11 protein-coding genes are annotated in these 12,108 nt (G+C 71.5%); 1 reads left to right on the top strand and 10 read right to left on the bottom strand.

The genetic code is table 11. The annotated features are described in order from the left end of the window. Positions 1–66: 66 nt before the first annotated feature. The 6 genes from ccsB to hemL all read right to left on the bottom strand — a co-directional run bounded on the left by ccsB (position 67) and on the right by hemL (position 6,575). Positions 67–1,197: a c-type cytochrome biogenesis protein CcsB gene (gene ccsB / locus ACWDD9_RS14600; RefSeq protein ID WP_049650493.1), complete on the bottom strand. Its 1,131-nt coding sequence runs from the start codon at positions 1,195–1,197 to the stop codon at positions 67–69. A gap of 3 nt (positions 1,198–1,200) precedes the next feature. After that, positions 1,201–2,988 (bottom strand): cytochrome c biogenesis protein ResB, encoded by a 1,788-nt coding sequence (resB, locus tag ACWDD9_RS14595; protein ID WP_449811763.1) that lies wholly within the window; start codon positions 2,986–2,988, stop codon positions 1,201–1,203. A gap of 2 nt (positions 2,989–2,990) precedes the next feature. After that, positions 2,991–3,764 carry a cytochrome c biogenesis CcdA family protein gene (locus tag ACWDD9_RS14590; protein WP_234348286.1) on the bottom strand — a complete coding sequence of 258 codons (774 nt, stop codon included), beginning with the start codon at positions 3,762–3,764 and terminating at the stop codon, positions 2,991–2,993. Next, complete coding sequence (locus ACWDD9_RS14585; protein ID WP_049650491.1) at positions 3,761–4,378, bottom strand: TlpA family protein disulfide reductase; 618 nt, start codon at positions 4,376–4,378, stop codon at positions 3,761–3,763. Before ACWDD9_RS14585 ends, ACWDD9_RS14590 begins: the two co-directional genes overlap by 4 nt. A gap of 143 nt (positions 4,379–4,521) precedes the next feature. After that, positions 4,522–5,172, bottom strand: coding sequence for a histidine phosphatase family protein (locus ACWDD9_RS14580; RefSeq protein ID WP_449811812.1), 651 nt, complete (start codon positions 5,170–5,172; stop codon positions 4,522–4,524). 74 nt (positions 5,173–5,246) lie between these two features. Next, positions 5,247–6,575: a glutamate-1-semialdehyde 2,1-aminomutase gene (hemL, locus tag ACWDD9_RS14575; protein WP_063780097.1), complete on the bottom strand. Its 1,329-nt coding sequence runs from the start codon at positions 6,573–6,575 to the stop codon at positions 5,247–5,249. A gap of 439 nt (positions 6,576–7,014) precedes the next feature. Between hemL and ACWDD9_RS14570 the strand changes: the two genes are divergently transcribed. Then, a complete protein-coding gene (locus ACWDD9_RS14570) occupies positions 7,015–7,497 on the top strand; it encodes a hypothetical protein (RefSeq protein WP_074004012.1) in 483 nt (160 codons plus the stop codon). Positions 7,498–7,663: 166 nt separating this feature from the next. Here the strand turns inward: ACWDD9_RS14570 and ACWDD9_RS14565 are convergent, their stop codons facing one another. The 4 genes from ACWDD9_RS14565 to ACWDD9_RS14550 form a co-directional block, all read right to left on the bottom strand. Beyond that, positions 7,664–8,155, bottom strand: a complete 492-nt coding sequence (locus tag ACWDD9_RS14565) for a MarR family winged helix-turn-helix transcriptional regulator (protein ID WP_049650488.1) — start codon at positions 8,153–8,155, stop codon at positions 7,664–7,666. A 63-nt stretch (positions 8,156–8,218) separates the two neighbouring features. Then, positions 8,219–9,499 (bottom strand): glycosyltransferase family 39 protein, encoded by a 1,281-nt coding sequence (locus ACWDD9_RS14560; protein WP_049650487.1) that lies wholly within the window; start codon positions 9,497–9,499, stop codon positions 8,219–8,221. Between the two features lie 227 nt (positions 9,500–9,726). Continuing rightward, on the bottom strand, positions 9,727–11,400 hold the full coding sequence (locus tag ACWDD9_RS14555) for an RICIN domain-containing protein (RefSeq protein WP_234348284.1): 1,674 nt from the start codon (positions 11,398–11,400) through the stop codon (positions 9,727–9,729). A gap of 243 nt (positions 11,401–11,643) precedes the next feature. Continuing rightward, complete coding sequence (locus ACWDD9_RS14550; protein WP_049650486.1) at positions 11,644–11,883, bottom strand: chaplin; 240 nt, start codon at positions 11,881–11,883, stop codon at positions 11,644–11,646. Between the last annotated feature and the right edge of the window lie 225 nt (positions 11,884–12,108).

The following is a 12,108-nucleotide window of genomic DNA, read 5'->3' as shown; positions in this document are numbered from 1 at the left end:
CGTTTCACACATCGGCCCGGCTACCTGTGGGAGAGAGCCGGGCCGGTGGGTGATCGTGTGCCCCGGTCAGATCCCCGCGTAGGAGTGCTTTCCGGTGACGAAGATGTTCACCCCGTAGTAGTTGAAGAGCCAGCAGGCGAACGCCGCCAGCGCCAGGTAGGCGGCCTTGCGGCCCTTCCAGCCGGCCGTCGCACGGGCGTGCAGGTAGCAGGCGTAGGCGACCCAGGTGATGAACGACCAGGTCTCCTTCGGGTCCCACTCCCAGTACTTGCCCCAGGCCGCCTCGGCCCAGATCGCGCCCGCGATGATGGTGAACGTCCACAGCGGGAAGACCAGGGCGTTGATCCGGTAGGACAGCTTGTCGAAGGTGGACGCGGCGGGCAGCCGGCGCCAGATCGAGGCCGAGGTGCCCAGCGGGCCGGTGGTGAGGCCGGCCGCCGTCCGCTTCTCGAAGGACTCCTTGCCGAGGTACAGCAGCGTGGCGATGAACGCCGCGTAGAAGGCGCCGCCGCAGAAGATCGCGGTGGAGACGTGGATCGCCAGCCACGGCGAGTGCAGCGCCGGGACGAGCTGCTCGGAGTCGGTGTACAGCACCGTGGTGGCGATGCCGAGGGTCAGCAGCACCGCGAGGACGACCGGCAGGCCGAGCCAGCGGACCTTCTTCTTCGCGGCCAGCAGCACCAGGTACGCGGCCGTCATCGCGAAGGCGAAGGCGCAGGAGAACTCGTACATGTTGCCCCACGGCCAGCGGGAGACCGACAGGCCGCGGGTGATGATGCCGCCGCCGTGCAGCGCCAGCGCCAGCACGGTGAGCGAGACGGCGATCCGGCCGGCCAGGTCGGCCCGCACGCTGGTGCCGGCCGCGCCCGGGCCGTCCTCCTCCTCGGCGCCGCGCCCGGTGGTGACCACCGTCGCGCCCTCGCCCGCGATCGCGGTGCGGGTGAGCGTCGTGGTGCCGCCGCCGGCCCCGGCCACCGTGACGGTGACCTTCTTCGCGGCCTTCTTGTCCGCCGCGGCGACGGTCTCGCCCAGGCTGCCCGCCTGTTCGGTCGAGCGGACGGCGACGGCGCCCTTGCTGCCGAAGGTCCACTCGATCATGTGGGCGAACATGGCGAGGGTGTAGACCACCATCGCCGAATAGATCAGCTTGTTGGAGAGGTCGGCCAGCTGTGGGTCGACCGCCGAGGCGAGATGCACCGTCTACTCCTTGGAGTTCTGGTCGGCAGGGACTGCGGGTTCCGGGGAGGCCGCCGGGACTGTGGGGGTCCCGGTCTCCTCGGGTACGTCCGTTTCGGTGTCGGCGTCCTCGCCCGCGGAGGCCGGGGCGTCGTCCTCCTCGTCCTCGGAGGCGGGAGCGTCGTCCTGGAGGTCGACCGCGAGCTCCGCCAGCTCCTCGGCGATCTTCGCCGACTCGCTGCGGGCCAGGCCGGCCAGCTCCACCTGGGTGCCGCCGCCCGGCAGGGCGACCGCCCGCACCCAGATCCGGCGGCGCTGGATGAACAGCGAGCCGATCAGGCCGAGGATCGCGAGCACGCCGCCGCTCAGGGCGATCGCGTTGCCCGGACGGTGCGAGATGTTGAAGCTGGCCCACTGCTTGTAGCCCTCGAAGGTCACCGAGCCGTAGCCGTCGGGCAGGTCCCAGGCCTCGCCGGGCTTGAGCCGGGCCCTGGCCGGCTGGCCGTCCTGGGTGAGCTGGGTGAGCTTGCGGGTGTTGAGCTGGTAGACGTTCTGCGGCAGGCCGGAGTCGGTGCCGAGGTCGCCGGCGAAGGCGTTCAGCACGAGTTCGGGCTCGGCGTCACCGGGGAACAGCGAGACCGGGCCGGTGCCCTCGAAGCTCAGCGGGGCGGTCGGCAGGAAGAAGCCGGAGAAGCCCATCTGGGTCTTGTTGCCGTCGGGGCCCACGCCGTAGTCGGAGACCTTCACGACACCGGTGGAGGTCAGGTTGCCGTCCTGCGGCAGGAACGGGACGGCGCCGCGGTAGACGACCTCGCCCTTGCCGTTCTTGACGCTGACGAACGGGGCGTAGCCGTGGCCGATCAGGTAGACCTTGCTGCCGCCGATCTCCAGCGGGTGGTTGACCTCGATCGTCGACTTCTTCAGCTTCGACTGGTCGCTGCCCTCGTAGTACTCGACGTTCGCGGTGAACTGCCGGGCGGCGCCGATCTGGTCGCCCTTGGTCTGGAACTTCGAGGTGAAGCTGTCCAGCTTCAGGTAGAAGGGGTCGAGGTCCTGGTTGCCGTAGAACCGGGTGCCGTTGAAGTCGTCGAGCTGGGTGATGGTGTTGGAGTAGCCCTCGCCCTGGACCATCAGCTTGCCGCCGGTGCCCGAGGCCAGGCTGGCCCAGGCGAAGCCGCCGAGCAGCGCGAACAGCGACAGGTGGAACAGCAGGTTGCCGACCTCGCGCAGGTAGCCCTTCTCGGCCGCCACCGCGCCGCCGGACAGGTGGGCGCGGAAGCCGCGCTTGCGCAGCAGCCGGTGCGCGGCGGCGTTCACCGCGTCGGCGTCCGCCTCGGTGCGCCAGGCCGCGTGGACCGGCATCCGGGTCAGGTTGCGCGGCGCGGCCGGCGGCTGGGAGCGCAGCACGCCGACGAACTGCCAGGTGCGCGGGACGATGCAGCCGGCCAGCGACACGAACAGCAGGATGTAGATCGCGGAGAACCAGACCGAGCTGTAGACGTCGAACAGCTGGAGCTTCTCGTAGATCGGCGCGACCGTGGCGTGCTGCGCCTTCCAGGCCTCGACCTTCAGCTGGCCCTGGCCGTTCTGGTACTGCGGGATCAGCGAGCCGGGGATGGCGGCCAGCGACAGCAGGAAGAGCAGGATCAGGGCGACCCGCATCGAGGTCAGCTGGCGCCACATCCAGCGCGCCCAGCCGAACGCCCCTATGCCGGTCGGTCCGTCGGACTCGACCGGCGCGGTGCTGAGCCGCTCGGCGGCGACGTCGTCCGGCGCCGGGGGCTGCTCGGTCTCGGTCGTGGTGTTGCTCACGGTCAGATTCCGATCTGGAAGTCGGCGGTCCAGGACTGCAGCTGGCTCAGCATCGAGTCCCAGATCCCGGTGACGAGCAGCAGACCGACCGCGACGAGCATGCCGCCGCCGATCCTCATGACGAGCGGGTAGTGCCGCTTGACCCAGCCGAAGGCGCCCAGCGCCCGGCGGAAGGCCAGCGCGGCCACGATGAACGGTACGCCGAGGCCCAGGCAGTAGAAGGTCATCAGCAGGGCGCCGCGCGCGGCGTCGGCCTGGTTCAGGGCGAGGTTCTGGACGGTCGCCAGGGTCGGGCCGATGCAGGGGGTCCAGCCGACGCCGAAGACCACGCCCAGCAGCGGCGCGCCGAGCAGGCCGACCGACGGCCGGCGGTGGGAGCGCACCTCGCGCATGCTCAGACCGGGGACGAGGCCCATGAAGGCGAGGCCCATCACGATCGTCACCGCCCCGAGCACGATCGAGATGACCCGCTTGTGCTCCTGGAGGGTGTCGCCGAACTGCCCGAACAGCGCCCCGCCCGAGACGAACACGGCGGTGAAGCCGAGGATGAACAGCGTCGCCCCGAGCAGCATCCGGCCGCGCCGCGCGCCGCGCGCGTCCGCGAGGTCGGCGGCGGAGAAGCCGGTCACGTACGACAGGTAGCCGGGAACGAGCGGCAGCACGCAGGGCGAGAAGAACGACACCAGTCCGGCCGCCAGCGCGATCGGCGCGGCGACCAGCAGCGCTCCGCTCTGGAGGGTCCCGGTGTTGTCGGCGAGTTGTTGCGGCAGGCTCACTGCTTCTGCTCCGCGACCACCGGCTGGAGGATCGACTCCAGCGCGTCCTCGGTGGTGCCGCCGACGGCGCGGGCGGCCAGCTTGCCGTCCCGGTCGACGATCAGGGTGGTCGGGATGGACTGCGGGTTGAGGCTGCCCTTGGGGAACTTGAGCAGCTGGGTGCCGGCCGGGTCGAAGAGGCTCGGGTAGGTGACGCCCTGCTCCTGCTCGAAGCGGACGGCGTTCTGCTTCTCGGTGTCCCGGGTGTTGATGCCGAGGAACTGGACGCCCTGGTCCTTGTACTTCTCCGAGACGTTCTGGAGGCTCTTGGCCTCGGCCCGGCACGGGCCGCACCAGGAGCCCCAGACGTTCAGCACGACGACCTTGCCCCGGTAGTCGGAGAGCTTGGCCGGGGTGCCCTCCAGGGTGTCCCCGGAGATGTCCGGCGCGTCCCCGCGCTTCCCGGCGTCCGCCTTCGACAGGTTGGTGCCCTTGACCGTGACGAAGCCGACCTGGCCCTCGCCGCCGCCCGACGAGCCCGAGGAGGAACAGCCGGTGAGGGCGAGCGCAGCGGCGGCGACGGTGGCGGCGGCTGCTGCGGCGACACGGGGACGGGGGCGCGTCATGGCAGACATGTGAAAAGTTTCGCATGGAGTTCCGGGCCGGTTCGCCGGGGTCCTCCCTTGCGCGTCGCACCCCTTCTGACCTGCGACGAAATCGGGTCACCCGGCAGTCGCCGGGTGACCCGAAGTCATACTTACACGCCGCTTACGGGAGGCTAGGCGCCGAAGCTCTTGCCCACCGGCTTGTCGCCCTTGCGGCCCTTGCCCACCAGGTGCGCGGGCAGCAGGTCGCGGGCCGGCTCGCGGTAGCCGACCGAGACGATCCGGTCGCCCTCGAAGGTGAAGCTGGTCAGCGAGGCCAGCGAGCACTGCCGGTTGCGCGGGTCGTGCCAGAGCCGGCGGCGCTCGGCGAAGGAGCGGAGGATCCAGATCGGCAGCTGGTGGCTGACGCAGACCGCCTCGTGCCCGCGCGCGGCGTCCCGGGCCGCGCCGATCGCGCCCATCATCCGCACCGCCTGGTCGAGGTACGGCTCGCCCCAGGACGGCTTGAACGGGTTGGTGAGGTACTTCCAGTAGCCCGGGTTCCGCAGCGAACCGTCGCCGACCCCGAAGGTCTTGCCCTCGAAGACGTTCTCCGCCTCGATCAGCCGCGTGTCCACCGCGATGTCCAGGCCGTGCGCCTCGGCGATCGGCGCGGCGGTCTCCTGGGCCCGCTCCAGCGGGGAGGCCACCACGTGGGTGACGTCCCGGTCGGCCAGGTCCTCGGCGACCCGCTCGGCCATCTTCCGGCCCAGCTCGGACAGGTGGTAGTCCGGCAGGCGCCCGTACAGGACGCCCTCCGGGTTGTGCACCTCGCCGTGCCGCATCACGTGGACGACGGTGATCTCTTTGGCGCTCACTTCTCGACTACTCCTGGGAATCGGGGTACGGGCCGCGGCGGTCAGGCCGTGGCGGCGGCAGCGGCGCGCGCGGCGGCCGGCAGGGCGGCGGCGATCCGCTCGATCGCCCGCTCGTCGTGGGCCGCCGAGACGAACCAGGACTCGAAGGCGGACGGCGGCAGGTAGACGCCCTCGGCCAGCATCGCGTGGAAGAAGGCGGTGAAACGGTACGCCTCCTGGGTCCTGGCCTCGTCATAGTTGGTGACCGGGGCCTCGGTGAAGAACACCGAGAACATGTTCCCGGCGGTCTGCAGCCGGTGCGCGACGCCCTCCTTGGCGAGCGCGTCGGCGACCAGGCCGGAGACCTCGGCGGCGACCTTGTCCACCGTCGCGTACGCCTCGTCGGTGCAGCCGCGCAGCTGGGCCAGGCCCGCCGCGGTGGCGACCGGGTTCCCGGACAGGGTGCCCGCCTGGTAGACCGGGCCGGCCGGGGCCAGGTGCGCCATCACGTCGGCGCGGCCGCCGAAGGCCGCGGCCGGGAAGCCGCCGCCCATGACCTTGCCGAAGGTCAGCAGGTCCGGCGCCCAGCCCTCGTGCGCCGCCTCCAGGCCGTACCAGCCGGCCTTGGAGACGCGGAAGCCGGTCATCACCTCGTCGGAGATGAACAGCGCGCCGTTCTCCCGGCAGAGCCGGGCCAGGCCGCCGTTGAAGCCGGGCAGCGGCGGGACGACGCCCATGTTGCCGGGCGAGGCCTCGGTGATCACGCAGGCGATCTCGCCCGGGTGGGCGGCGAACGCCTGCTCGACGGCGGCCAGGTCGTTGTACGGCAGCACGATGGTGTCGCCGGCCTGGGCGCCGGTGACGCCCGGGGTGTCCGGCAGGCCGAAGGTGGCCACGCCGGAACCGGCGGCGGCCAGCAGCGCGTCCACGTGACCGTGGTAGCAGCCGGCGAACTTCACCACCTTCGCGCGGCCGGTGAAGCCGCGGGCCAGCCGGATCGCGGACATGGTGGCCTCGGTGCCGGAGGAGACCAGGCGGACCTGCTCGACCGGGGCGACCCGGGCGACGATCTCCTCGGCCAGCTCGACCTCGCCCTCGCCGGGGGTGCCGAAGGAGGTGCCGCGGGAGACGGCCCGCTGGACGGCGTCGATCACCGCGGGGTGCGCGTGGCCGAGGATCATCGGACCCCACGAGCACACCAGGTCGACGTACTCGCGGCCGTCGGCGTCGGTGAGGTAGGGACCGGTGCCGGACACCATGAAGCGCGGCGTGCCGCCGACCGCGCGGAAGGCGCGCACCGGGGAGTTGACGCCGCCGGGCGTCACCACGGAGGCGCGGTCGAACAGCGACTGGGACTGGGGGGCTTCGTAGGGGTAGCTCACAAAAGACATGGTCTCAAATCGTGTCCTCACGCTCTGCATGTCCGACCCGATCATCTGGAACGATGATCCGGGCACCGTTGTCTGTACGGTTGTCCGTACAGCAGGGGCCGCTGACTTCACCGGACCGGGGACCAGTCAGACTGTGTACACAGAGTGCACAGGACCTCCGGTCTGTGTGCAGGGGTGTGGAGAGGACTGCCGCGTACCGCGAATGGGTACGGCGGCGCATGACGGGTAAGGAGCACGTCCGGTGGGCGCCGGACGTGCGGGGGTCTGTCGATTCCGGCGAATTCCGGTGAGGATGGTCCGAGTGTCCGAGGCGCAGGACGGTTACGACGAGGCCGCGGGGGGCTCCCGCAGGCCCGCCGAGACCGCACGCGGGGGTACGGGAGCGGGTACGGGTCGTGGTCGTCGCGGCGGTGAGAGGCGGGGTGAGGGACGCGTGGGGGTGACCTACAAGTACTTCGGAGCCCCGGACCGCGCGACGGCCGCCAGAGTCCCCACCGCCCTCGGGCCGGGCGGGCTCGGCCTGGAGGCCGGCGAGCTCGGCGCACTGGGCCGCCTCGGCGACCTGATGGAGACCAGCGGCTCCCCCACCGGCCACCTCTCCACCAAGATCAAACCGGAGACGATGAGCGCCATGGTGCTCACCGGCATCCAGGGCGTCCCGCTGCACCAGGTGCCGCCGCTGGAACTGGTGGTGCTGCACCCCGACTACGCCGTCGTCCAGCTCCCCCACAACGTCGTCGAGCCGCTGCGCAAGGCCGACGAGACCGAGCTCGGCGCCGCCGCCTTCATCTGGTCCACCGTGCCGGACCGGCGCGGGCCGCGGGACGCGTTCGTGATCTACAGCATGCTGCACGAGTGGCAGGACTTCGCCAACCGGCTGCACGAGGCCGGGCACCAGCTGTACTGCCTGGTCTGGCCGTAGCACCCCGGGGTCCGGTCCGCCGTTCGAACGCGGGCCGGATCCAGGCTGACCCTTCGAACACCGGTCGCATTCAAGCGAGTTGACGGACGGTCAGTTCTCGCACCCGGTCGACCACGGGACGGTGGCGGCGAGCCCGCGGAAGCGGTCCGGGGCGGGCGGCCGACGACTATCCCCGGGAGCGGCGGGCGCGGCGGACGGTGCGTTCGACCTCGACGGGCTCCGCGAGGTGGCCGTCCACCAGGTGGGTCAAGGCCGAGAGGAACACCTCGCGCTCGGGCTGCGGCAGCGACTCCAGCAGCTCGCGGTGCACCCGGTCGGCGATCGCGCTGCCCCGCACCACGGCCCGCTCGCCCGCCTCGGTGACCGAGACGATCCGGGCCCGCCGGTCGGTCGCGGACGGGCGGCGCTCGGCCAGGCCCGCCTTCTCCAGCTCGTCGACGGTGACCACCATGGTCGTCTTGTCCAGGTCCGCCAGCTCGGCCAGCTGGATCTGGGTGCGCTCGCCCGCCCGCGCGTGGAACAGCACGCAGTAGGCGCGCGGGGTGATCCCGAGCTCGGTGAAGGCGGCCGCCATCCGGGTGGCCAGCACGTGGCTCGCGTGGTCCATCAGCCCGGAGATGTCGCGGATCTGGCGCACGGGCGGCGGGGTCGTCGTCATACGTCCGAGGTTAGCAACGGCCCGTCTGCTGCCGGATGATCCCGTTGCCAACCAACGCCGGGTCTACGGGATGCCCAACTCGAACAGCGCATAGCCCGCGTACCAGCCCGCCGCGAGGACCGGCATGGCCAGCAGCCCGGCCAGCGAGGAGGTCCGCAGCTTGCGCAGCGCCACCGCCAGGCCGATGCAGAGCGGGAAGGCGGGCAGCAGGTAGCGCGAGATGTTGCCGAAGATCTGGTTGCTGCTCAGCGCGGTGATGATGGTGAGCGCGGTGTAGACCCACAGCACCAGCGGCGGCCGGGTGCGCCAGAGCAGCACCAGCAAGCCGGGCAGGGCGATCAGCAGGGCGATCGCGATCAGGTCCGGGACGGGGTTGGACTGCCAGAAGTCCCAGTGGCCGGTGATCACGTCCATGATCGTGCGCAGGGTGGAGGCGCCGCCGTCGAAGTAGCGGTTCCAGGCGCCCTGCTGGAGCTTGAAGTAGCCGCCCCAGTCGCCCATCTTCCAGCCGACCCAGGCGACGTAGCCGATCAGGCCCCACGGGGTGATCAGCATCGCGGTCAGCGGGCGGGCCACCCCGTCGGTGCGGCGGACCAGCGCGACCAGCGCGGCGATCGAGACGGCGGCGATCAGCGCGGCGGCGGTCGGCCGGTTGAGGCCCGCCACCAGCGCCAGCAGGCCGGCCGCCACCCAGCGGCGGGTCATCACGCAGTAGCAGGCCCAGGCGGACAGCGCGACGAACAGCGAGTCCGAGTAGACCGCCCACTCCACGCCGGAGCCCGGGAACAGGCCCCAGAGCACCGCGGCGATCACGCCCGCCCGGAAGCCGCCCAGCCGCTCGGCGACCGCGAAGATCCCGGCCGCGGCGACCAGCGAGGCGATCACCGAGACGACGATCCCGGAGCCGTACGGGCCGAGCCCGGTGACGGCGCCGACCAGCCGCATCAGCCAGGGGTAGAGCGGGAAGAAGGCGGCCGAGTTCTCGTAGTAGGTGGCCAGCGGGAAGCCGTGCAGCGGGATCAGCTGCGGGTTGTACCCGTTCTCGGCGATCCGCTGGTACCAGATGCCGTCCCAGGTGCCCAGCACGTCCCAGGCGTGGGCGCCGCCGCCGCGGCCCGGCTGCTTCTTCAGGTAGTCGCCGGTGTGCGAGAGCAGCAGCAGGAAGACGGTCAGGCCGATGGCCTTGACCACCGCGTACGCGCCCAGCGCGGGCGCGAAGCGGTCCACCAGTGCCCCGAACCGTCCGGACGCCGGGCCCGTCCGTTCCTCGGGGGCCTCCGCGGGCGCCGCCCCGGGCGCTCCGGGCTGGGTGCTGGACGACTCGGTGCTCGATGCCGTGCTCATCTGGTCTGGGTACTCCCCGCCCCGCTCGTGGTCCGCGCGGCTCCGGCGCAACGATTTTCCCGTGAGCCTACGGCACGACCCCGAACCGACGGCCCCTGGCGCCCTCCGGACCGGCGCGCAGCACCACGCCACCCGTGCCGAGCACCACACCGGCCCGGTCGTGCACGCGGCCGCCGCCGCCCGGGTGGGGGCGGCGGCGGCCGGGGCCTCAGGACGTGCGGGGCGGATCAGCCGTGGACGTAGACGATGCCGAGCTTGGTGAGCTGCCAGAGCTGGTCGGCGGCGCCGGTGTCGGCGGCGAGTTCGACGTACGGGTTGCCCTTGGCGTCGAGGGTGGCGCCGGCGGCCAGGACCTTGCCCTGGTCCTGGGAGTCGGCGATCTTGTAGCGGCCGTTGCCGGCCGGCTTGAACACCCAGTGCTGGTTGCCGCCGCCGGTGCAGCCCCACTGCTGGATCCGGGTGCCGGGGGCGGTGGAGGCGGCGTTGGCGTCCAGGCACATGTTCCGGTTGCCGCTGAAGTCGAGCTCGTAGCTGCCGCCGGCCTTGGCCTCCAGGACGAAGGACTGGTTGAGCCCGCCGGTGGCCGGATAGGTGATCGCGGCCCGGCCGTTGGTCGAGTCGCCGTAGCTGCCGCCGCCGGTGAGGTCGAGCGCGTTGCCGCTGGCCGCGTTGGTCAGCTGGTACCAGGCGCCGTCCTCGGGGACGTCGCCGAACGGCTGTCCGGGCGTGAGCGGCTGGATCGAGGTGGTGTTCTGCTGGTTGAGGGTGCAGTACGCCTGCGCCAGCTCCGGCCGGGCGTAGAACTGGCCGAGGCAGACGCCCTCGCCGCGGTAGCCGGCCACCCGCAGGTGGTACGACTGGCGGACCATGTTCATGCACAGCCCGGGGATGCCGATCTGCGAGTCGCAGCCGTTGCGCACCCACTCGGAGAGGTTGATGACGTCCCCGTTGGTGTACTCGTACGGGGAGCTCGTCCACTCCGCGCAGACCTCGTGGCCGAAGGCGACCCGCCGCTGGTCGAGGTACCGGACGCCGGGCACCTGCTCGGCCGCGCCGCGCAGCGCGTCGCTGAGCGTCGGCACCACCCAGTTGTGGCCCCAGGCGAGGTCCTCGGGGAAGGCCGGGCAGCCGTCGGCGACCTTGCCGAGGTAGTCGTTGCGCCGGATGTCCGGGGTGATCGGGTTGAAGTACGACTGGTAGACCAGCTGGTACGAGGAGTCGGCGTAGCCGGCCCGGCGCATGGTCTGACGGATGTTCTGGAGCGCCGCGACCACCTTGGGCTGGACGCCCTTGGCGCGCCGGCGGATCTCGTCGCTGCCGATGGTGTCCCGGCAGCCCTGGTCCTTGGGGATCGGGAAGTACTGCGCGAGGCAGTGCATCATGATGCCGCTGAAGTCGAAGTCGTCGTTGGCGCCGATCGTGACGACGACCATCTTGACGTCGTACTTCGCCGCCGTGTCGGCCAGCTTGACGTCCTGCTTGGGCTCGCCGAAGTCGCCGCTGCCGGGGCCGGTGACCTTCGCCAGCTCCGGGTCGCTGACCAGGTCGCCGGTCTGGGCTCCGGAACAGGCGAGGTCGATCGGGGTGACCCCGGGGATGTCGGTGACGAAGATCTCCGACTTGGGGTGGCGGTGGCAGTAGTTGGTGGGGCTGTCCGTCTCCGGGAAGTAGCCGTCGTTGGTGTCGGTGCCGGCGCCCTCCCCGGAGATGGCGCTGTCGCCGAGGGCGACGACCGCGGCCGGCCGGGTGGCCGCGGGCGCGGCCGGGGCGGGGTCGGCCAGGGCGGCGGGGGCGCCGGCCAGGCCGAGGGTGGCGAGGAGGGTTCCGGTGGCGAGCAGTGCGGCGCACCGGGAGGACCCGGTGCGTGTCCGCCGCGCCGCCGACCGTGGGGACCTGGTCACACGCGTCTCCTTGCGGGGGTGGGGGGCCGCCCGGGCGGGGCGCCGAGCGGCGCGGAGCAAGAGAGGAGCAGGAAAGGTGAGCAGGTCTCGCATTCTAGGTACTGACAAGTAACGCAACAAGGCTTGTGACACCACCGGGAACTGACGGGGCGTCGCCGCCCCGGCACGACGAAGAGCCGCCGCCCCACGCCCCAGGAGGGAAGCGCGGAACGGCGGCTCGCACCGGCCGAACCGGGTGCGGGCTCAGCCCACGTTGGCGCACTTGTTGCCGAAGGCCGGGTTCAGCAGGCCGATGATGTCGATGGTGTTGCCGCAGACGTTGACCGGAACGTGCACCGGGACCTGGATCTGGTTGCCCGAGATGACACCGGGGGAACCGGCGGCAACGCCCTGGGCGCCGGAGCTGGCCATCGCGGTACCGGCGCCGGTGGCAACGATGCCCACCACGGCCGCGCCGACAGCGGCGGTCTTCTTGATGCTCATACGAGCCTCCTGACTGTTCGACAGATATGCACGGGGAGTGCGACATCTAGAACGAGACCCCACCGGACCGGTTGCGACGCTCCCCGCACTGTCACCCATCCGGCGCAACGGCGCCGCGGACCGGGCATTCGGGTGATCGGAGGGTCCGACCGTTTCCCCGCCCGCGGTGCCTCGTTCTCCCTGATGGAACCCGGTCTCCACCGGCCCCTACGCACGAATCGAGTA

It is taken from the genome of Kitasatospora sp. NPDC001119 (assembly GCF_053598475.1).
This window is presented reverse-complemented; position numbering and strand designations above follow the sequence as displayed.

What these genes read in the sequence shown, in the direction of transcription:
- ACWDD9_RS14585 (WP_049650491.1), bottom strand. Translation starts at nt 4,378, where the DNA reads ATGTCTGCCATGACGCGCCCCCGTCCCCGTGTCGCCGCAGCAGCCGCC.
- ACWDD9_RS14580 (WP_449811812.1), bottom strand. Translation starts at nt 5,172, where the DNA reads ATGCGGCACGGCGAGGTGCACAACCCGGAGGGCGTCCTGTACGGGCGC.
- hemL (WP_063780097.1), bottom strand. Translation starts at nt 6,575, where the DNA reads ATGTCTTTTGTGAGCTACCCCTACGAAGCCCCCCAGTCCCAGTCGCTG.
- ACWDD9_RS14565 (WP_049650488.1), bottom strand. Translation starts at nt 8,155, where the DNA reads ATGACGACGACCCCGCCGCCCGTGCGCCAGATCCGCGACATCTCCGGG.
- ACWDD9_RS14560 (WP_049650487.1), bottom strand. Translation starts at nt 9,499, where the DNA reads ATGAGCACGGCATCGAGCACCGAGTCGTCCAGCACCCAGCCCGGAGCG.
- ACWDD9_RS14550 (WP_049650486.1), bottom strand. Translation starts at nt 11,883, where the DNA reads ATGAGCATCAAGAAGACCGCCGCTGTCGGCGCGGCCGTGGTGGGCATC.